Annotated in this window: 27 protein-coding genes; 1 reads left to right on the top strand and 26 read right to left on the bottom strand. The window is 35.8% G+C overall.

Translation table 11 applies throughout. From position 1 onward, the window contains the following. Positions 1 to 62 precede the first annotated feature (62 nt). The 16 genes from ACLIBH_RS12355 to ACLIBH_RS12280 all read right to left on the bottom strand — a co-directional run bounded on the left by ACLIBH_RS12355 (position 63) and on the right by ACLIBH_RS12280 (position 10,643). Positions 63 to 1,769: a terminase large subunit gene (locus tag ACLIBH_RS12355; RefSeq protein ID WP_439317017.1), complete on the bottom strand. Its 1,707-nt coding sequence runs from the start codon at positions 1,767 to 1,769 to the stop codon at positions 63 to 65. Then, the gene (locus tag ACLIBH_RS12350) at positions 1,769 to 2,284 is read right to left on the bottom strand and encodes a phage terminase small subunit P27 family (protein ID WP_439317016.1); all 516 of its coding nucleotides are present in this window, start codon (positions 2,282 to 2,284) and stop codon (positions 1,769 to 1,771) included. Before ACLIBH_RS12350 ends, ACLIBH_RS12355 begins: the two co-directional genes overlap by 1 nt. A 90-nt stretch (positions 2,285 to 2,374) precedes the next feature. After that, positions 2,375 to 2,767 carry an HNH endonuclease gene (locus tag ACLIBH_RS12345; RefSeq protein ID WP_439317015.1) on the bottom strand — a complete coding sequence of 131 codons (393 nt, stop codon included), beginning with the start codon at positions 2,765 to 2,767 and terminating at the stop codon, positions 2,375 to 2,377. Next, entirely contained in the window at positions 2,768 to 3,073 is a 306-nt protein-coding gene (locus tag ACLIBH_RS12340; RefSeq protein WP_439317014.1) for a hypothetical protein, read from the bottom strand. Next, positions 3,070 to 3,408: a hypothetical protein gene (locus tag ACLIBH_RS12335; protein WP_439317013.1), complete on the bottom strand. Its 339-nt coding sequence runs from the start codon at positions 3,406 to 3,408 to the stop codon at positions 3,070 to 3,072. Before ACLIBH_RS12335 ends, ACLIBH_RS12340 begins: the two co-directional genes overlap by 4 nt. Positions 3,409 to 3,462: 54 nt before the next feature. Continuing rightward, on the bottom strand, positions 3,463 to 4,191 hold the full coding sequence (locus ACLIBH_RS12330) for a hypothetical protein (protein ID WP_439317012.1): 729 nt from the start codon (positions 4,189 to 4,191) through the stop codon (positions 3,463 to 3,465). A gap of 134 nt (positions 4,192 to 4,325) precedes the next feature. Continuing rightward, positions 4,326 to 5,006 carry a hypothetical protein gene (locus ACLIBH_RS12325; protein ID WP_439317011.1) on the bottom strand — a complete coding sequence of 227 codons (681 nt, stop codon included), beginning with the start codon at positions 5,004 to 5,006 and terminating at the stop codon, positions 4,326 to 4,328. A 192-nt stretch (positions 5,007 to 5,198) separates the two neighbouring features. Continuing rightward, on the bottom strand, positions 5,199 to 5,726 hold the full coding sequence (locus ACLIBH_RS12320) for a hypothetical protein (RefSeq protein WP_439317010.1): 528 nt from the start codon (positions 5,724 to 5,726) through the stop codon (positions 5,199 to 5,201). Between the two features lie 46 nt (positions 5,727 to 5,772). After that, positions 5,773 to 5,919, bottom strand: coding sequence for a hypothetical protein (locus ACLIBH_RS12315; protein WP_439317009.1), 147 nt, complete (start codon positions 5,917 to 5,919; stop codon positions 5,773 to 5,775). Positions 5,920 to 5,966: 47 nt separating this feature from the next. Beyond that, the gene (locus ACLIBH_RS12310) at positions 5,967 to 6,770 is read right to left on the bottom strand and encodes a DNA adenine methylase (protein ID WP_439317008.1); all 804 of its coding nucleotides are present in this window, start codon (positions 6,768 to 6,770) and stop codon (positions 5,967 to 5,969) included. Between the two features lie 54 nt (positions 6,771 to 6,824). Further along, positions 6,825 to 6,983 carry a hypothetical protein gene (locus ACLIBH_RS12305; protein ID WP_439317007.1) on the bottom strand — a complete coding sequence of 53 codons (159 nt, stop codon included), beginning with the start codon at positions 6,981 to 6,983 and terminating at the stop codon, positions 6,825 to 6,827. A gap of 44 nt (positions 6,984 to 7,027) precedes the next feature. Then, positions 7,028 to 7,240: a hypothetical protein gene (locus ACLIBH_RS12300; RefSeq protein ID WP_439317006.1), complete on the bottom strand. Its 213-nt coding sequence runs from the start codon at positions 7,238 to 7,240 to the stop codon at positions 7,028 to 7,030. 3 nt (positions 7,241 to 7,243) lie between these two features. Then, positions 7,244 to 7,642 carry a RusA family crossover junction endodeoxyribonuclease gene (locus ACLIBH_RS12295; protein WP_439317005.1) on the bottom strand — a complete coding sequence of 133 codons (399 nt, stop codon included), beginning with the start codon at positions 7,640 to 7,642 and terminating at the stop codon, positions 7,244 to 7,246. Next, a complete protein-coding gene (locus tag ACLIBH_RS12290) occupies positions 7,639 to 7,941 on the bottom strand; it encodes a MazG-like family protein (RefSeq protein WP_439317004.1) in 303 nt (100 codons plus the stop codon). Before ACLIBH_RS12290 ends, ACLIBH_RS12295 begins: the two co-directional genes overlap by 4 nt. Beyond that, positions 7,929 to 8,108, bottom strand: coding sequence for a DUF3797 domain-containing protein (locus ACLIBH_RS12285; RefSeq protein ID WP_439317003.1), 180 nt, complete (start codon positions 8,106 to 8,108; stop codon positions 7,929 to 7,931). The genes ACLIBH_RS12290 and ACLIBH_RS12285 overlap by 13 nt, the downstream gene beginning before the upstream one ends. Positions 8,109 to 8,429: 321 nt before the next feature. Beyond that, positions 8,430 to 10,643 carry an AAA family ATPase gene (locus tag ACLIBH_RS12280; RefSeq protein ID WP_439317002.1) on the bottom strand — a complete coding sequence of 738 codons (2,214 nt, stop codon included), beginning with the start codon at positions 10,641 to 10,643 and terminating at the stop codon, positions 8,430 to 8,432. A gap of 63 nt (positions 10,644 to 10,706) precedes the next feature. Here ACLIBH_RS12280 and ACLIBH_RS12275 point away from each other — a divergent pair, with 63 nt between their 5' ends. Further along, positions 10,707 to 11,414 carry a hypothetical protein gene (locus ACLIBH_RS12275; protein WP_439317001.1) on the top strand — a complete coding sequence of 236 codons (708 nt, stop codon included), beginning with the start codon at positions 10,707 to 10,709 and terminating at the stop codon, positions 11,412 to 11,414. A 6-nt stretch (positions 11,415 to 11,420) separates the two neighbouring features. Here ACLIBH_RS12275 and ACLIBH_RS12270 read toward each other — a convergent pair whose 3' ends face one another. From ACLIBH_RS12270 to ACLIBH_RS12225, 10 genes are all read right to left on the bottom strand, one after another. Next, the gene (locus ACLIBH_RS12270; RefSeq protein WP_439317000.1) at positions 11,421 to 11,558 is read right to left on the bottom strand and encodes a hypothetical protein; all 138 of its coding nucleotides are present in this window, start codon (positions 11,556 to 11,558) and stop codon (positions 11,421 to 11,423) included. 5 nt (positions 11,559 to 11,563) lie between these two features. Next, the gene (locus ACLIBH_RS12265) at positions 11,564 to 13,147 is read right to left on the bottom strand and encodes a DEAD/DEAH box helicase (RefSeq protein WP_439316999.1); all 1,584 of its coding nucleotides are present in this window, start codon (positions 13,145 to 13,147) and stop codon (positions 11,564 to 11,566) included. A 23-nt stretch (positions 13,148 to 13,170) separates the two neighbouring features. Further along, the gene (locus ACLIBH_RS12260; RefSeq protein WP_439316998.1) at positions 13,171 to 13,731 is read right to left on the bottom strand and encodes a hypothetical protein; all 561 of its coding nucleotides are present in this window, start codon (positions 13,729 to 13,731) and stop codon (positions 13,171 to 13,173) included. 15 nt (positions 13,732 to 13,746) lie between these two features. After that, entirely contained in the window at positions 13,747 to 14,844 is a 1,098-nt protein-coding gene (locus tag ACLIBH_RS12255; protein ID WP_439316997.1) for an ATP-binding protein, read from the bottom strand. 3 nt (positions 14,845 to 14,847) lie between these two features. Further along, positions 14,848 to 16,152, bottom strand: a complete 1,305-nt coding sequence (locus tag ACLIBH_RS12250) for an AAA family ATPase (protein ID WP_439316996.1) — start codon at positions 16,150 to 16,152, stop codon at positions 14,848 to 14,850. A 23-nt stretch (positions 16,153 to 16,175) separates the two neighbouring features. After that, positions 16,176 to 16,928, bottom strand: coding sequence for a hypothetical protein (locus ACLIBH_RS12245; RefSeq protein ID WP_439316995.1), 753 nt, complete (start codon positions 16,926 to 16,928; stop codon positions 16,176 to 16,178). Then, entirely contained in the window at positions 16,925 to 17,353 is a 429-nt protein-coding gene (locus ACLIBH_RS12240) for a hypothetical protein (RefSeq protein WP_439316994.1), read from the bottom strand. The genes ACLIBH_RS12245 and ACLIBH_RS12240 overlap by 4 nt, the downstream gene beginning before the upstream one ends. 261 nt (positions 17,354 to 17,614) lie before the next feature. Further along, positions 17,615 to 17,866 (bottom strand): hypothetical protein, encoded by a 252-nt coding sequence (locus tag ACLIBH_RS12235; protein ID WP_439316993.1) that lies wholly within the window; start codon positions 17,864 to 17,866, stop codon positions 17,615 to 17,617. A 19-nt stretch (positions 17,867 to 17,885) separates the two neighbouring features. After that, a complete protein-coding gene (locus tag ACLIBH_RS12230; protein WP_439316992.1) occupies positions 17,886 to 18,080 on the bottom strand; it encodes a helix-turn-helix transcriptional regulator in 195 nt (64 codons plus the stop codon). An 18-nt stretch (positions 18,081 to 18,098) separates the two neighbouring features. Continuing rightward, the gene (locus tag ACLIBH_RS12225; RefSeq protein WP_439316991.1) at positions 18,099 to 18,281 is read right to left on the bottom strand and encodes a helix-turn-helix domain-containing protein; all 183 of its coding nucleotides are present in this window, start codon (positions 18,279 to 18,281) and stop codon (positions 18,099 to 18,101) included. Positions 18,282 to 18,491 lie beyond the last annotated feature (210 nt).

Here is an 18,491-nt window from a genome sequence, read left to right as displayed (position 1 = left end):
CTTTTTCGCTACCGAAGAAGATATATAAATACTCTAACTTTATATCTGAATTATTCATTGCTTTACAACCCCCAATTATTTAAAAAGTGATTACTCAAATCTTGAACCTGTCCAACAGTTGCACGACTAAATGCATTTATTATTGCTGCAATCGGATCAATTCTTTCAGTGGACTTCGATTTGTCTAACATAATATTCTCTTGTGCATCCTGTTTTTGCACTGCGTTACCAATCGCCCAATTAAGTAATGGATCGTCAAAATGAACAATGTTTTTTGAAAATACATTTGATCTAAAGTCTTTTGTTGGTCCGGATAAATGCCTTAACATTTGTGGAATTTCCACCATGGTAAATCCGTGATCTTCCATAACTTGTGAAAAGTGAGTAGCATTCCATTTATCATAGTTTATTTCTTGAATGTCATAGCCTTCATCACGTAAATTCAGTAGATGCTGTTCAATGTAACTGTAATCAACAACCGCTCCTGGAGTAGTAGTTAAATATTTTTGTTGCTCCCATAAATCAAACGGAACTCGATCACTATTCATCCGTTCGAACAATTTATCCTCCGGCATAAATGAATGTTGCTTTACAGCGTACTTGCCATCATCCAACTTAAAAACCATTCCCAAGCTAGTTAAATCTGTTGTAGTAGATAAATCAAGACCTATCCATACAGGGTATTTTTTTAAGTCTATAGGTTTAGAAGTGCACTCTTTCCATTTGTTCATTTCCATGTAACCATCATCTTTTGCATCTACCCATATATTCATATTTTTTGTTAAGAAGTTACGCATTTTTTCAGGGACATCAAGAGCAACTTTTAACTGACTTCTTAAATAATTAATTCCATTCTCATATGAACAAATAATAGGGTTAGCTTTTGGCCATACAGATTCATCTTTTATATCATCGTCTTTGTCTAATTCATTTATCATCACAAAATACTCATCGTTTTCAGTAGGATCATCAGGATCTAAAATGCGAGACACGTATTTATACTCCACACGGTAACAAGGGTGATTCAGATTAAAACCAGCAGTTGTAATAATCATCATTAATGGTTGTGACCTTGCGCCCATACCAGAATCTCCAATATCATACATTTCCATCGTAGGATGGGCATGGTACTCATCAACAAAAAATGCACTTGGAGAAGTTCCGTCACCCGTTTTTCTATCCTCTTTGGAAAGTGGTTTGATAATAGATCCGCTTTTCAAGTGAGTAATTGTTCCATAAGCAACTTTGAACCTATCCCTAAGATTCTCATTACCCATTATCATTGCTTCAATTTCTTCCCAAACAATTTTAGCCTGGTCTTTTTTAGTAGCTGCACAATATACTTCTGCTGAAGCTTCACCAAATGCCGAACCTTCATAACTTCCAGCAGCACCTAAACTTTGCGACTTTGCATTTTTTCGAGCAACTTGCCAATAACCTTTTTTAAATCTACGTAATTCAGTATCTTTATGAATCCAACCATAAATGTTTCCAAAATTAAACTCTTGAATAATATGTGGTTCTATATATTGTCCCGCAAGTATGCCTTTTCTGTGTTTGAATAGACGCATCCAATCAAAGAATCTTTCTGCTCTATCTTCATCGAAAATATAAGGAAATTTTTCTGTACCTGCTTTTTTTAAGTCATTTAAAAAACGGCGACATGCCCACTTGTGTTTTTGACAAGCTACAATATCACCGTTTAATACCTCTTTACTGTATTTAATTAATTTATCTTTAATCCCTAGTTCAGCGAGTACATTTTGCATTAAACATCACCGAACTTTTGTTCAAACTCCGTTTTTGGCTTATCGTCTTTTGTATTAGGAATAACTAATTTCAATCGAGATGTAATTGACAGACCTAAATCACTAGCAGCTGCTCGACATTCATTAAAAAGAGTATTTTTAACTCGCATTAGCTTTGGATAATCTTCATTAGCAATCGTGATTTTATCCCCGGCTGCACTAAGAGTGGTTACAGTTGATTTAATTTTTTTAAGTGATCTTATCAACTGGATATACTGTGTCCTGGAATCTATATATCTAGCAAGGCCATCGACATCTAAATTTGAAAAAATATTAAGTCGCAACAGTTCATCTGCGATATTGTAAAATTCTTCTTTTTGCTTTTTGGTTAAATAACTCGGAGCGATGATGTTATCTGTGTAACCTTTCATTGCATCCTCTTGTTCCTGTCGTTCCTTGATCATTTTTTTAGTAAGATGGTTTGATCTTCCCTTTCCTTGAATAACCGATAACGGTTGTTTATTTCTTCCGGCCATAAATTACACCTCCTTGAAAATTTTTTCAAAAACGGATTTTTGTTTACGTTATGGGGCGATACGCTCTACACAGAACGATTGTTCGTATTTTCAACCCCGGGGGGCTGTTTTATGTTCACGGTTGTGGCACGAATGACAAAGTGATTCCAGGTTGCCTAAGTCTAATCTCAATGACCAATCGACCTTGACCTCTACGATGTGATGCACAACGTTAGCCATGACTAAATGACCTCTTGTCTTGCATCGTTGACATAGACCATAATCACGCGCATATGCCAATGCTCTTACTCGTTGCCAAGCTCTGGACTTATAGAATGAATCAATGACAGAGTCTCTTCCATACTTGTTATATTCTCTAGCAGTTTTCCCTGCGTTTTTCTCATGGATTTTACAGTAGCTTTTTCTAGTGAGATTTGAACAGCCGAATTCTTTACAAGGCTTTAGTGATTTCCTTACAGGATTCTTTGTCGATTCTGTCTGCATTTAAGTCCCCTGCTCTACCTTCATCTTCAGCTGATTCTGCATAAACAATATTTTTCGTTTCAATTTGGTTAGTTTATTTTTCTGTTTCACTTTTAAAACAGGTAGCCTTTTTTGTAGCCTACGTATTTCCTGTTGCATTACTTTTAAATCATCATCCAAATAATAGGACGTGTATTGTTGTTTACAATTAGGACACTCAATATAATAATGCTCAATGTCATTTGATAATTGTTCAACTAAATTAGTATTTAATTCAGTTAGCTTAAATTCTTGTTGGCAACATTTATTACAAATTACTTTATTCATTCGCTCACCTCTGGACGAACAGGAATATCAATATTACTTTGCTGGACTTCCAATTCTTTCAATGCAGCAGTAGCCTTCTTTGCTTCACGTTGAACTGCTTTTAATCCTTTGAGTGCATTGGAACAATCGATATCTACATGAAAGCTACCAACTGATTTACTGTTTTCACCTTGTATCGGTGGTATATTGCTTAATTCGGAAAGTATTCCCTTAATTGATTTCATACTACCGTCAGGATAGTGAGTCTTTATTCCTAACTTTGCTAATTCGTCAGCCACCTTATCATTCCAAAGTGTTGAAGAAAATAGACCTTCGCGCGACTGTTTGTCCGGCATGATTAACATCTCCTTTATTGTTTTTGAATATAAAAAAGACACCCATTAGGATGTCTAGTTATCATTTAAAAAATATAATATTTCATTGTTTTCTTTTTCGATATCTAATATCCTTTTCCTTAATAATCTATCAAACAAGTTTTCAAACCCTTTTATAGAAAAGTTGATATTATTGTTAAGGATCAACCCCCTTAATTCTTGCAGTCTATATCCTTTTCCACTTACCATCTTACTTAACAACACTTCGACAACCTTATTAAACTTTTCACTTGAGCAAGAAGTTGTGGCTATATTATTATAATCCTTATATTTTAAACCGAATTTCACCATATTTATTTTAGAATTTTCGTCAATGATTTTCTTTAATTCTCTCTTAACATCTTCATCACTTGTTTGATCAATTTTGTTTCTAATAACTTCTTGCATTTCCTTTTGTTCTTCAAACCTCTCTAATAATTCTTCCCTTAAATCCGCTATCTTTCTCATTTCATTTTTATTATCTATATTAATTTGCTTTGCAGTTTCTAAAGTATCTTTTACTTCTCTGACAGCTTCTTTTAAATCAGACACTCCTTCCTTTTGCCCTGCTACATCGACTAAAGTAATTATAATTGCCAATACTGCTAAGACGATTGAAGTTGCTGTCGCAATGTTGTTTAGTATCATGCCGGCATTATCTAAATCCCAATAATCGACAGCTAGTAAAAAAATGATTATCATGCTTAGAATTATCATGATATAAAAATAATGTCCTACTTTTATATCTTTATGGAACCACTTCAATTTTATGTTCTCCCCCTTTTGCCTATTTATTTCGACAAAAAAGGGTATAATCCTTCATTTTTTAATTAAAACATTGACAAATCCTTGTATAAAAAAGACACCTACAATTAAATAAGTGTCTTTTTTATTTAGTTTTATTTAATGTTGTAAGTTTTTTCGACCTGTCCAATTAACTTATCGCCGTCAATTTGCCAAACGTCACCAGTTATGAATTTTATAGTTTCTACCTCATCAATATTTGAATTCTCGATTATTACAGATATACCTGTATCCTTAGTGACTTTCCCAAAAAACTCTCTTCCGTTATTAGGGTCAAGTAAGAAATCATTCATATTAACATCAATTTGTTCTCCTGTATTTAAAACAAGGTATTCAATTGGAAATACTAATTCTACATTTTCATCTACTGTATTCTCTAAGGTATACATAACTTGAATATAGTTGAATTCTTCTTTTTCAGTAAATTGACTCATATAACTTTTAAATTCGTTATTTTTTATATCGGTCATTCTTATTAACTTAATATCATTAATAGTTAATTCGATTGGACTTAAATCAATAGTTTCATTAACATTTTTTATAGCAATTAACTCTACTGTCGATCCCGTCTGAGGATCATTTATCTTTTGGCCAACTTGGGTTAGTGTTCCATTCTCTTTATCTGTATCTAGTTCTTCGTACGCTTCTTCAACATCGTTTTGTTCTTGTTCAACCACTTCCGAATCTACTTCTTCCACTGGCTCCTTTTCTGTATCACTACAAGCCGTAATTAAGAACGAAAATGATAATAGTAATACTAATAATACTCGCTTCAAACTCCACCAACTCCCCCCTATTTTAGTTCATTATCGGTTAGTTGGTAAATTTTATCAATAGATAAAAGTAAAGACACCCACAGAGTGAGTGCCTAAACAATAAAAATCGTTGCGTGTAGTTTCCGCTACACATTTTTACCTAATACCATATTATCACATTTATAGTGCCAATAATCTGCCATATTTTTGACATCATTTAAACTTAACGCCATCGACTCCAAACATCAATACTACCAGTGATTCACACGCTTTATCTATGTCTCGATAAACGGTCCTTGGAACTACGTTTTGACATTTTGCTACCTCTTCCACTGTCTTTTTTACATTAGAAACATACAAGTCATAAACTACATTATGTCTCCTTATTTCTTCTGGATCCTCAGATTGATCACATAAAACTTTATAAACATTCATCATTTTTTCGATATATTTAACCATGATCAACGTTTTTTCTTTACTCCGTTTGATAGATTCAAGTTTAAATTCATTAGAATCTATTGTTACAAATTCTAATCTTTCGTTAATCTCATCGATTTCCAATTTAATATCTTGGCAGTGTTTTTTAAAGCTCCGGTAATTACGAAGTAACAACTTAATATTCCGGAGACGCCGATCATACTTTTCCTTCTGCTGCTTTTTGCTATGTTCCCTGTAAGCCCTAATGGCCTCTTGTGAAGCTGTTTCAGTAATCAACTTTAATTGATTTTCGGTTATGTGCATTTGTTTACACCCCCATGTCTGAAGTTAATTTCCGTTAATATCAAACTTAAATTTTATTATCATTTTTCAATACCTGCTCTATTAGTTTTTTAGTTTGCTTTTTTGAAAGATACTCTCCTACTTGAACGCCAACCAGGCAACTTATTATGCAACAAGATAATATAACAATTTCATATTTAACAATGAAATCCATAAATGGAGACCTCCTTTGCTCTTACGCTTTTTGGTCGTAATATGACATTAGAATAATGATTGTTGCCTAAAACCATAGTCAGCAGCAATAGGATTAATCCAAAGTACTTCTTCCCTACTTGCCCCACCTTCTGCTTTAGCCCTTCGTGACTCTCTTCTCCAGTGACTAAGACCTTTATCATATATAGGGTGTGAATACCCTGATAGAATTACAGGACCCGGGTGGTCTTCAAGAACCTCTAATAGTTCAGCGTGATCATCTTCTGTCATTTCGTGTTTATAACTCGAAGTTGTTCTAGTCGATAAAAGGTAAGGTGGATCAGCATAAATTAAAACATTCTGCCTCGAGTATCTTTTTATTAAATCGACAGCTGGTTGATTTTCAATTTGTACACCCATTAACCTTTTAGCTACTGCAGCAATCTTATCCGGAAACCTCAACCATTCTTTGCCTGGTAATGGTCCGTTCATTTCAATCATGCTTCTCCAACCTGTTCGGTGTGAGGTTTTACCTCCTCGACCTTGCCACAGTCTGACGATTAACCTTCTAGCTCTTTCCAGTTCATCTTCTGCATTTAGATAGCTTTGATAATATTCTTCTCTGCTATGTGGGGTAAATCTTATTACGTAAGCCAGTTCGTCAGGTCTTTCACGAATCACTTTAAATAAATTAACTACCTCTCCATCAAGATCATTTACTGTTTCTAAACTGCTTCTTGCCTTTGAGAATAAAACTGCACCACTACCGAAGAATGGCTCAAGGTATGTTTCGTGTTCTGGAAAGTGACTTATTATCCAATTGGCCATACTCCATTTGCTACCCGGATAGTGTAAAATTCTTGGTATAGACAATTAGCAACCTCCCTCCTGAACAATATGTGTCACGTTACTTGGTCGTATGGTGCATTAGTTCATATAAATGATTCCTACGCTCTTAATGTTGTCTTTTCCCGTTGAATCAAGTGAGTTTAACGTATTGCTAATTGCCGTAAATCCGTCTTTTTCTTCAACCTTTTTTGTGATTGATTCTTTGTGCAAAAATTGTATTTTAATATGAAATTCCATTATTCATTCCTCCTAATTTTTATTTCACATAATTTGTCAAAACTTCACCTATTTTCATAAATGCCCTTCAGCCAATCTACTAGCATAATCATTTGCATTTTTACTAGATCGTTGTTTTGGTATTTGTTACTTAATTCACCAGTGGACCTCATAACCCAAGACCAAAACTCATTACTTTGCATCCCATGACTAACGGCCATTTGATTACATTGATTTATCCAATCAGCAACTTCTGCATAAAATTTTTGATAATCCATAAGCTATACCTCTTCAATTTTGATATAGATACCTGGTAACTCTGCCCAAAACTTTTCAGCTATTAAACTAACAATCAATGAATCATCCTTCCAAAATCTTAAATCAGTCATGCAATCAAACAATAGCTTTTGACTATTATCGATGTCCGGCTTTGTATGTTTATATTTACCGTTCGTATGTTTACCAGTAATCGGGAAGCACCACTTCACGTACAGGCGAATCGGATTGTTGTATCGTTTTTCAGGAACATATTTACCGAGATGAGCCATTAATTTAGCGCGTGCTACCTTCAAATCTTCCGGTTCATAAAATACTGGTTTACCATTTACAACCGTTACTTGCTTTTGCTGGTGAGTGGTAGTTGGAACTTTTTTCATTGGTAAAAAGAATTCAATGGTCATACCAAATCCGATTCCTTTACAAACACACCATTTATCATTTTTCCTCTTCGATCTTTAATCTCGTTATAGGCTAGTTCCATGCACTCTTCAATATCTAATCCTAGCTGCATAGATAAAATAGTAAGCACAACATATACATCACCAATTGAATCTTTTACCTGTTCAGAATTACCTTTTGCCATTCCCTCACATAATTCCCCAAACTCTTCACCTAGTTTTAAAATTTGCTTGTTTGGATCAGCTTGATGTAAATTTCTATCTGTAGCCCATAATTTTATTTGTTCGGTTAGTACGTGCATTTATTTTCATCCCCCTTAACTTTCACCGTACAACCACATTTACAAGTTCGAATAAATGTATCGTCATTAATATCTAATGTACCTTGTCCATTTCCTACTTTGTCATTCCCACAATTAGGGCATTCTGAATATTTCTGTATAAGTTTTAAAGATTTTTGATAATTCATTTTTATTTTCATCTCACTTTTTTATTTTTGAATTTTTGTTTTGAAATTTTGCATTGTCATAAAAGAGAAAATGGTGTGGCGGGCATATGCACAGCCCACCACTTTTTTCTCATGACCGACAGGGAGTGACACGGAAATTTATATATTATATATATACTTTGTCTGTCACAGTGACAAACTCGGTGTTTTCTCGACTTTGTCACACATTTTGACATTCTCGGTAATTCTCGACTTTGTCACTATTGAATGACATTGACATTTATCGAATTTGTCACTATGTAAGGACAAGGACATTTCCCGACTTTGTCATTGTCAATGGATTCATTTTCTCCCAACTTCTCCTTCATCGATCCAGAAATCTTTATGGTCTTTTATATGTCGTCTGACTGTTCTTTCGGTGATCCCCATATATTCAGCCAGTGCTTGAACAGTTACCTTTTCATCAATTCCACATGCTTCATAGGCATTTTCTAGTGCTTCCTTACGTTCTTTTTTGCGATCTTTCGGACTTTTCCTTTTAGTGAAATTATTCTTCCAAGGAGGTGCATCACCTTCCGGTTCAATGTCTTTTAAACTACCTGACTCATCGACCGCATGTATCGGATACTGGAACCACATATTAACCGGATCGAATTTAGGATACTCGCGTAACGTACCTTCAATGCGCCATGCAGATTGTACACGAACCTTTTTCAATACTTGATCTACTTCTTTTTCGGCAGCTTCTAAATGACTTGGGATTGCACGTTTAACGTGCTCTGTCATCGAACTAACAGTTAACAAATCATCTTGTGATACATGTTCATCTAAATAATCGTAATTGTATTTTTCAAGGTACTTTTGATAAACAGAACATACAGATTTATTTTCTTCTTGCTTTAACAGTGCGTCTGTTATTTCAAGTTCCACTAAGTCAATTAATGCATCAGGATCCCGGGCAAATACTCCGGATCCACTAGCACGATCCATGGACTTTTTACCACCTTGTGAACCTTTACTATGATGATGACAATAGATAACGCTTGAACCTAATTCTGTACATACTTTGTCAAATTGGTTAGTGAAGTGCGCCATTTGATCTGCGCTGTTTTCGTCACCTGTAAGGACCTTATAAATCGGATCAATGATAACGGCAATATAATCCTTTTTAGCTGCACGTCTAATTAATTTAGGTGCAAGCTTGTCCATCGGTACCGACTTCCCTCTAAGGTTCCATATATCGATATTTGATAGATTGCTAGGTTGCCAACCTAAGGCGTTGTACACATCTTTAAAACGGTGTAATGCGCTCGCTCTGTCTAATTCAAGATTGACGTACAATACTTTACCTTTTGTACAATTCCAACCTAACCATTGCCTACCTTCCGCAATTCCTATAGATAATTCAATTAATGCAAATGATTTACCCGCTTTTGATGGTCCGGCCATTAACATCTTATGCCCTTGCCTTAAAACACCTTCGATTAATGGTGGAGCTAAGTCAGGCATGTTGTTCCAAAAGTCCGTTAAATTCTCCGGATCCGGTAAATCATCATTAATATCCTCAATCCATTCGTGCCATTCTTCCCAATTTGATTTTCCGATGTGTGTATCAATAATGAACTGCTTTTTGCCGTTGCGTTCTATGCCAGGCATCCGACTTAAACGAGAAGGATTTCTATTTTGATTATCAATGTCCAGACCATTCTTTTTACAAACATCATACAAATAATCAACTCGGTTTCTATATTCGTCATAATTGGCTGCATCAATTTTTACAATGGCATGAATACTCTTTTTCCCACTAAAGACGAGTGCAGCAATTGGTAAATCCAACTCTCGTAAAATAGCATTTTGTTTTTCTAAATCCATGGAATCTGATTCGACCAATGCATATTTAAATTCTGTTACGTTTTCGTTTTTGACGCCTTTTCCGTCAAGTGGATTAAATCGAATCCACGCTCCAGCTTCCGGGTTGTAATCTCCAAACACTGCTCCAAGATCACCATTTGATTCATGCAATGCTTGTATCAATTCTCCGGCCGTTCTGTCCCAATTTCCTTTCGTTGGTAAATATTTGCCGTCATCTGTCTGCCATGTTGATGTGACATAACCTACATTTTCGGATGCTTCAAATAATGTTTCTAGGTATTTGGTTAATTCATTTACCGGATCCCAATTGGCTGGCTCTTTGATTTCCATCCCTTCAATCCAATTCTTATCAATTACTACATAATCATTATCACCGGCTATCTCATCATTCCAATCTAATTCCCGGTCATCTTTACTGGATCGTGACTCCCAACCATGATCCTTGGCCATTTGCGTAATAGTAGCTCCGGTTACTGGTGATCCGGAACCTTCAAATGAGGCCCATTTTTTAAAACATTCGCCGGGACGATAACGTGAACCATCCCGACTACTCCAACTATCCCAATCTGCTGCGGTATATCCTTCATATTTTAGAGCCATTCCAACATTAACCCATTCTTGATAATCTAAATATGACGGATCTACATATTCTAGTAATTTGAGTAAATCTAGTTTGTTTTCCATTAGTAGCATCACCTACTTTCTTTTGATATGATTAAAATAAAATTAATAAGGAGAATATATTTTATGATTAAAGCACATATATCTTGGTATGATTTAGAGTCTAACTCTATTAAATACGATGACGCTCATATTGAAGAACCTAGACAGTGTATGCACTGTAGAAATACTGGTACTCAAATCTCCTTAGGATTGTTTGGTACTCCTGGTAGAAATGATAATCATCAAGGAACCGCTCTTTTTTCATGTCAACTCTGTGGTTCAACTTCAATTCATTTCTTGACTATATGGCGGAAGGGAGATCTAAGTTTTTTCGATTCAGCTGAAGCAATCCCTCCCTTAGAACTAGGACATTTAGATTTTTCTAAAACTATTCAAGATAAATTCTCTTCTTTCTGCAAAATATACAATCAAGCTAAAAGAGCAGAAGAAGAAAAACTTGACCAAATTGCAGGTATGGGATATAGAAAAGCTCTTGAATTCTTAGTAACTGATTATCTATTACAGTATCCAGTAGACGGAGTATCTGATGACTGGTTAAAAAGTCCAAATGTCACTTTAGGAAATAAAATTTCAAAAATCACAAGTAATAGAATTCAAAAATTAGCAAGGGCTATTTCTTTTATTGGTAATGACGAAACTCATTACTCAAGACGTCATCCCGAGCATGATACTAACTCAATTAAAGCGTTCATAAGAGTTCTAGTTGCTGAAATAGAAAATGAAATTGAATTTGAAAAAGCAGAAGCATTAATTAGTAAACCTAGATCTTAAGGAGCCTTAAGTGGCTCTCCTTTTTAATTCTTCAATTAATAAACGATTGGTTTCAATAGCCTTCTCTAATGTTTCTGAATTCACTTCCAGAAGTAATTCTAAAAACTTAACTTTTTCTTTCAAATACACTATTTCTTTCTCCATAAAAATCACCCTTCTGGATTATATTCTTTTGGACTTATTCCTGACGGTATTCTCCAACCACTAGCAGCAATACGATCAATTAATTTCTTTGCACTGTCAAATGACCATGTTCCGACATGCTGAAAGCCACGTTGCTCCAAGAACCGGATCTGTTTTGGTGTAGTTAATCCTTCGTCTCGACGTTTATCTAAGCGTTCGAGTAGCTTACTGGCTTTACCGGCATTGTCGATCTGATCAGGAAGGATGCCGAGTTTTTCTAACGTTTTCACTTGTTCATCACTAGGTGGACCCATTTCCCAACCAAATGAAGGTACATAGCTTGATAAATCCTCTGCCTGGATACTCATTTCAAATTGAAGTGGATCAACTAATTTACGTTTTCTACGTTTCATTTCTGCTAACTGTTTAGCAAGTGCTTCCTCACGTTGAGCGACTACATCTTCAGCTGCAGTTACTTCGACTGCTTCTAAATCTAACGGTATACCAGCTTCTTCTATTTGCTTTGTCATAGCTTTGGCTACTTCTTCATTTTCAGCTATCAAATGTGCCGGATGACATAATTCATGACGATCAGTATGCCAAAGAAAATCTAATAATAATAATTCAGTTTTACCTTCAAATAACCGGGTACCACGCCCAACCATTTGTGAATAAAGACTTCTTACTCTTGTTGGTCTTAATACAACGATGCAATCAACGCTAGGACAATCCCATCCTTCTGTTAAAAGCATAGAGTTACATAAAACGTTATATTTGTCTTTATCAAAATCTTCCAATACTTCTGCGCGGTCTTTTGACTCTCCATTTACTTCTGCAGCCCGAAATCCTTTTTCATTTAATATTTCTGTGAATCGTTGACTAGTAGCAACGAGTGGTAGAAATACTACTATCTTTCTATCACTAGCGTTCTTTACCATTTCATCTGCAATCGATTCTAAATAAGGATCCAATGCGCTACCTAAATCTCTAGTAGAGAAGTCTCCTGCCTGTTGGCTTACTTGGGTTAAATCTAATTGCAATGGAATCGTCAATGCTTTAATTGGCGATAAATAACCTTCTTTGATTGCTTTTGGCAATGTATATTCGTAAGCTAGTGATTCAAAATATTCTCCTAAATTTCTCATATCTCCACGATCCGGAGTAGCAGTTACACCTAACACATTTGCATCTTCAAAATAGTTTAATACTCTTTGGTAACTATCTGATATACAGTGATGTGCTTCGTCAATGATGATCGTATCGAAAAAATCTTTCGTGAATCGCTTTAACCGTTTTTCTCTCATTAGAGTTTGAACACTTCCGACCACAACTCGATACCAGCTATGAATAGATGTTTCTTCTGCTTTTTCTGTAGCTGTTTTAAGTCCTGTAGACTTTTCTAATTTATCTGCAGCTTGTTCTAATAGTTCGCCCCTATGGGCAAGGACGAGAACACGCTCGCCCTTTTTAACTCTATCTTCAATTACTTTTGAAAATACAATCGTCTTACCGCATCCAGTAGGCAATACAAGTAACGTCTTTTGAATTCCTTTTTCCCATTCATTTTGAATTGACGTTCGAGCTTCTTCTTGATAATTTCTTAGTTTCATTGGCTACCTCCTAAACCCCACTTTTAAAACTGACCTGGTGTATATCCTCCGGCTTGTTGCTGATTTTGATTATTAGTTGGGAACGGTGCTTGATTATTCTGCATTGGTTGTTGCTGTGGTTGCTGGAATTGTGCTTGGTTTCCTGCGCTATGCTTTAGATATTCCTCATAAGGATAAAATGTATCAACTTGGTTATTTACTCGTTCTTCACCTTTTGACATATATTTATTTTCAACAATTTTACATCTGCCTTTTGCACCCACTACTGCATTCCAATTCATGCGTAATTTTTCACCTGGTTTCTTTTGTCCGATTCCAGTAAAAAAGTTAGATAAAAAACCCTCTGTTTTCGTGTGGAGCATAAGATTATGAAAAACAGTCACATCACCATGTTCCGGGCTATGAATGGTTAATTCTAATTTAGCCTGATTACAAGGCGGCATTTTATCACTGCCTTGGAATCTTCCTCGCTCGAATTTTGCTACCGTGAAGTTATAATCTCCTGGAGGTAGCAATATAAAGCCACTACCTTCCTTTTCTATTTCATCATCCCAACCAAGTTCTCTTTCGACTTCTTGACTCATGTATAATTCCTCCTATTAGTTAAATGGTAAGTTCTTTCTGAAATCCTCGATCATGCCATAAACTTGTTGCCAAGCCCCTACTAATACTCCATCAATAAAACTTGGATCATAATTGGTAATTGGTGTATCTTGTGGGTAATATCCTTTTTGACTAACGACAACTTGGATTTCTTCTTCAGAGACGCTGTGTTGTGTCATTAAATCACGTAATGACTGCGGTATGTTTGGGTTTAATTCAGCTGTATTGTTGACAGGTGCATCGTTTTGAACAGGTTGTACTTCTTGAACAGGTGGCTGTTCAACTGGTGCCGGTTGCGTTAATGGTGGTGCTTGTTGCTGTACATTTTGTTGTATCGGCTGTTGTTGCGCAGGATTATTGATAGCATTCTTATTAAAAATATGTGCAATATGCGAATAATCCAGTGGTAACTCTTCCGGTAAATCATGCCTGTTTTTTGCATCCCAAGCAGGATGATGTGTAGTGTACATCGTTCTTACACCACCTTGTGCTTTATGCTTTCTCCCCTTTTCATCTGCAGCTACACTAAATGTTTTATAATTCATGAAAAGGACCATATCAGCCCATTCTTTTACAAGTGGTGCGGTTTGGGAAGAAGTTTTCTTCCCAAGCTTTAATTGGTAGCGATCATAGGCACCCATTTCATCCGGCTGTTCAAATCTCACAATTTGACTATGAGCTGTTAACACAACGTTTATTCCTACTTCGATTACGTCGCTTAATTTATTGAGGAAACGTCCAAATTCTTCAGCATTGTACACATAGCCATTACCATAGCCAAAATCTTCAATTCCTTTTTTTCCATGTGCTGCACAAACACTTTGTGTACACAACATTTCGGCCCAATCTATCGTGTCGATTACTAAAGTTTCAAATCTTCCTACTTGTTGTTTGACCCAATCTACTTGCTGTTTTAATATTTCCCAGCTCGACGGCTTGGCAAGACGGTCAACTGTTAATTCAGTTGTCGAACCCTCTGTATCTATGAAAATAGGTTTAGGAAATTGCGCTGCCAAAGAAGATTTACCTATACCTTCCGGACCGTATAAAACAACCTTTTTAGCTTTTTCAATTTTTCCACTAATTACTTCCATTGATTAAAACTCCCCCGCTTTCCAAGTTTTTGTTTCAGATGCTTGTTGCTGTGGTGTTTGTACTTGTTCCTGTCCAGCTACATAACCATCTTCGATAAGGATGGAACATTCACCACCGGTTGAAACTCGAGTAGCAATAGCCTGTAACCCCTCTTTTTCTAACCATTTACCAAACTCTTCTAGCGACTCAAGGTCCATTTGTTCGAGCTTGTCCAAGAGAATAAATCCACAATCTGGTTTCAATTTACGTACGATTGCTGTAGACACTTTCAGTTGATCGGATCCACTCATGTTGTCCCATTTTTGACCTTTATAAATTAAGTCGCCACCTTCTATAGACAATCCTTCCAGTGGCAGATTTGCATTTGTTAGAAGGTCCGTTTTCTGTTTTCGCACCTTTTCTATATCGCCTGATAACTTATCGTATTGGGCACGGTAGTTATTGGCATCTTCTTCGGCTTTATCCTTATCAAGATTGGCTCTGACTTTACGATTAATTTCATCAATCTGTTGGATGTTCGTCTGTAATTCTTCTGTTGACTCGTCCTGCAAATCTAATGTATTCTTCTGTGCAATCTCTAGGTCATTTCCTAATTCCGCATATTCTGCTTCCGCCTGCTGCAAACGTTGCTTTAATTGTTCAATCTCCTGCCCTTTGGCTGCATATTGTGATTGGATACCAGCTAACTGCTGTCGCTTCCGTTGATTCTCACCATTTTTTGCAAGGATAGCTTGCTGTTCATTAATCAAATCAGAAGCAGATATAGGCTCTTTTGGAGCATCAGGATAGTACGGTTGTTCCTTGGCAAACTTTGACTTTTGGTCAGCTATTTGTCCTATTGTTCGGCGCTGATTATAAAATTCTTGTTCTTCACGTTCCAGTTGATGCAACTGCTCTCCTACTCCAATAATCCGCAACAGAATATCAGCTTTTTCTTTACCAGTAGCATTCATAAATTTGGGTAAATCGATGGCTAGTTCTTCTACAAAGCTATTCAACAATTGCTGTCCTGCTTTTTCTCCATTTGGATCAATAACTTTTAAATCACTATTTTTACCCTTACGTTCAACTACAAGTCCATTGGAAAGTGTGATATTTAGGTACGGCGGAACTACAGATCCTTCGCGTGTTGATTCACTTGGTTTGTGTTTATTTCCACCTAGCCCCCATGCGATAGCATCTAAAATAGAAGTTTTACCTTGATTGTTTTTACCTCCTAAAATGGTTAATCCATTTGCAGTAGGTTCAATTTTGACCGCTTTTACACGTTTGACATTTTCTATTTCAAACTTATTTATTTTAATCATGGTTAGTTATTTCTCCTTTCTTATTAGGCTATAATGGTGATGCGTCCATTCTCGAGTTCTTCCATCAATTCAACCATTAAATAATCACGTACATTAGCGATCGCTTGATTTCTCCAAGCACCACCATCAGCTTCAAAAATTGCCCCTCGAGGCCCATCCTTCATACGAAAAACAAACTCACTTTCCGGTTGATCCACTTCTAAAAATGTGCGATACGGTGCTAAAGTTACTGGATTAGGCACCTTTACATCATCAGCTGAAGCTACACCAGTTTGGATAGTGACTGCCTGTGAAAATCCTGTATCACCTGTATTTCTTACATTTTCTTCTTTTACATTTCCAATTACTTTTAGAAGTAAATCACGATCACCTGTTTTTGTGAAAGTTGATTGTAATGCAATGATCAATTCTTCTGCACCATGAAAATATTCATATTCGAAATTTGGAACAATAGCATTAGCTGCAACTAAAGTTTCACGATCCCCTTCACCATTTAACAAACCTTTTAAAATAACTGTACGTTCATCAAATACGTGTAGATAAAACGATTTCCCTTGTCTTTCTAGATTTGATTTGATGTATGAAACTAATCCAGACAATGTATTTAAATTGAATGTGCTTGTCGCAAGTTGTTTATACGGTCTAACTTCACTGGCTCTTCCATTATCATCAATGAAAAATTGACGGTCATTGTTATCGATATCAGTAAATTCAACTAATCTTTCATTCGGATCGATACCTGTTTCAAATAAAAACTTAATCGCTTCTTTAATCAATTTGAGTTCCCCCTCTGTAAATCAATAATATTTTTGCGTCTTTGTTCCTTTTCAATAACATCAACTGGCTCGCCTACATCTGTTTTTTGCTCCGCATCATCATCGAAAAAAGTTTGTCCTGGAGCATTAGATTTAAGTTCTTTTGCTTCAACATGTCCTGTTCCCAAGTCTCTACCAGTTAATACAGTAGTAGAAACACCTTCAACATTTGCTAGTTTAGTAGTAAAATCACTCGTTACCGCAACGGTTTGACGATTCTCGTCCGGTTTGAATTCAAGCTTGATAGTCACTGTGCGCTTGTCTTGTGCCTTTGTGTTCTTATCATGAATGTTGTCAAATACTTTCTTCAGCTCATAATCCAACTTTTCTTGAATAGCACCGTTGGCTAAATCTGATAATGGTAAATCAATTTTCTTTCGTTCCATTTATCAATCCATCCTTTCGTGTTATAATTCATATAAGAATTGTTTAACTATGGATCCGTGTTGGCGCACGGGTCTATTTTTGTGTGATTAAAGCTAATACAAGATAAACAACTACTAAGGTTCCGGCAAGAGCAAATGCAAAACCTTTAAATCCGTAAGTTCTCAATTTATATCACTCCTTTCAAGCGTTACTCATAGTCAAACTAAACACTATGCAAACTACGATAAACAAAAACAAATACCATGCATCTACCCAGTCTTTCAATTCATCCAACCCCTACGCTTGTAGATGCCATAATTCACGCTTGCAAATTCATCATGTTTTAATTTTTTGGCATACAAGGCCCTTAGAATTTTTCGTGATCTTTCAATACTTATTTGTGACTGTTCAACCAGTTCAAAGTCACCAGTAGTTGCTCCCTTTAAAACATTCATAGCTGAAGTGTGTAGGACTTCTAAATTATCGGATACTTGTTCTAGGTCTTCCGTTAAATAATGATCTTCTATAGCCAATTAGTTCAGCTCCTTAAAGTTAAATTGATTCAACATCTTCGTAAGAAAGCCATTTATCGATTGCATTTAAATCAAAAATAAGAATACCTGGAGCAGGACGTTTAAAAGGAATATTATTTTGTTTAATCAACCTATAAATAGTCGACTCAGATATATCACAATCAATTGATTTTAAATAATCCGTTAAAGCTTTAACTCCTCTTATCAACCTCATACTCATTTCATCCCCGCCTTAAATAGTTAATATCTTTTTGATGTGTTTTACATGCTCTTGTGCTTTTGGACCAGTTTTACGACCGTTTATGATATCTGATAAATAAACACTTGAAATACCAAGTAAACCAGCTAATTCTTTTTGACTCATTTTCCTTTTAAATAATTCTGATCGGACTTTAACTGCTAATTCCTCTGACATTCTCTTTCTCCTTTCATTTGGTATAATCTCCCTATGGAGGAGGTGTGAATTTTGAAACTTAATCAAGACTGTGTTCGATCAATTCTTTTAGAGTTAGAAGAAAGACTAACCTTGGATGAGCACATTAATTTGCATCAAATAAAAGAAACAGAAACCGCCAAAATTTTTGGAGAAGATGCCTCTATTTATGCAATCCTTAAGTTAATTGAA

Source organism: Virgibacillus sp. W0430, from assembly GCF_051846935.1.
Classification (GTDB): Bacteria; Bacillota; Bacilli; order Bacillales; family Amphibacillaceae; genus JBPYCR01.
This window is presented reverse-complemented; position numbering and strand designations above follow the sequence as displayed.

Excerpts from the sequence above, each read along its gene's own strand:
- ACLIBH_RS12355 (WP_439317017.1), bottom strand. The coding sequence starts at position 1,769 with ATGCAAAATGTACTCGCTGAACTAGGGATTAAAGATAAATTAATTAAA.
- ACLIBH_RS12350 (WP_439317016.1), bottom strand. The coding sequence starts at position 2,284 with ATGGCCGGAAGAAATAAACAACCGTTATCGGTTATTCAAGGAAAGGGA.
- ACLIBH_RS12345 (WP_439317015.1), bottom strand. The coding sequence starts at position 2,767 with ATGCAGACAGAATCGACAAAGAATCCTGTAAGGAAATCACTAAAGCCT.
- ACLIBH_RS12340 (WP_439317014.1), bottom strand. The coding sequence starts at position 3,073 with ATGAATAAAGTAATTTGTAATAAATGTTGCCAACAAGAATTTAAGCTA.
- ACLIBH_RS12335 (WP_439317013.1), bottom strand. The coding sequence starts at position 3,408 with ATGCCGGACAAACAGTCGCGCGAAGGTCTATTTTCTTCAACACTTTGG.
- ACLIBH_RS12320 (WP_439317010.1), bottom strand. The coding sequence starts at position 5,726 with ATGCACATAACCGAAAATCAATTAAAGTTGATTACTGAAACAGCTTCA.
- ACLIBH_RS12315 (WP_439317009.1), bottom strand. The coding sequence starts at position 5,919 with ATGGATTTCATTGTTAAATATGAAATTGTTATATTATCTTGTTGCATA.
- ACLIBH_RS12305 (WP_439317007.1), bottom strand. The coding sequence starts at position 6,983 with ATGGAATTTCATATTAAAATACAATTTTTGCACAAAGAATCAATCACA.
- ACLIBH_RS12300 (WP_439317006.1), bottom strand. The coding sequence starts at position 7,240 with ATGGATTATCAAAAATTTTATGCAGAAGTTGCTGATTGGATAAATCAA.
- ACLIBH_RS12295 (WP_439317005.1), bottom strand. The coding sequence starts at position 7,642 with ATGACCATTGAATTCTTTTTACCAATGAAAAAAGTTCCAACTACCACT.
- ACLIBH_RS12290 (WP_439317004.1), bottom strand. The coding sequence starts at position 7,941 with ATGCACGTACTAACCGAACAAATAAAATTATGGGCTACAGATAGAAAT.
- ACLIBH_RS12285 (WP_439317003.1), bottom strand. The coding sequence starts at position 8,108 with ATGAATTATCAAAAATCTTTAAAACTTATACAGAAATATTCAGAATGC.
- ACLIBH_RS12280 (WP_439317002.1), bottom strand. The coding sequence starts at position 10,643 with ATGGAAAACAAACTAGATTTACTCAAATTACTAGAATATGTAGATCCG.
- ACLIBH_RS12275 (WP_439317001.1), top strand. The coding sequence starts at position 10,707 with ATGATTAAAGCACATATATCTTGGTATGATTTAGAGTCTAACTCTATT.
- ACLIBH_RS12270 (WP_439317000.1), bottom strand. The coding sequence starts at position 11,558 with ATGGAGAAAGAAATAGTGTATTTGAAAGAAAAAGTTAAGTTTTTAGAA.
- ACLIBH_RS12265 (WP_439316999.1), bottom strand. The coding sequence starts at position 13,147 with ATGAAACTAAGAAATTATCAAGAAGAAGCTCGAACGTCAATTCAAAAT.
- ACLIBH_RS12260 (WP_439316998.1), bottom strand. The coding sequence starts at position 13,731 with ATGAGTCAAGAAGTCGAAAGAGAACTTGGTTGGGATGATGAAATAGAA.
- ACLIBH_RS12255 (WP_439316997.1), bottom strand. The coding sequence starts at position 14,844 with ATGGAAGTAATTAGTGGAAAAATTGAAAAAGCTAAAAAGGTTGTTTTA.
- ACLIBH_RS12250 (WP_439316996.1), bottom strand. The coding sequence starts at position 16,152 with ATGATTAAAATAAATAAGTTTGAAATAGAAAATGTCAAACGTGTAAAA.
- ACLIBH_RS12240 (WP_439316994.1), bottom strand. The coding sequence starts at position 17,353 with ATGGAACGAAAGAAAATTGATTTACCATTATCAGATTTAGCCAACGGT.
- ACLIBH_RS12230 (WP_439316992.1), bottom strand. The coding sequence starts at position 18,080 with ATGAGGTTGATAAGAGGAGTTAAAGCTTTAACGGATTATTTAAAATCA.
- ACLIBH_RS12225 (WP_439316991.1), bottom strand. The coding sequence starts at position 18,281 with ATGTCAGAGGAATTAGCAGTTAAAGTCCGATCAGAATTATTTAAAAGG.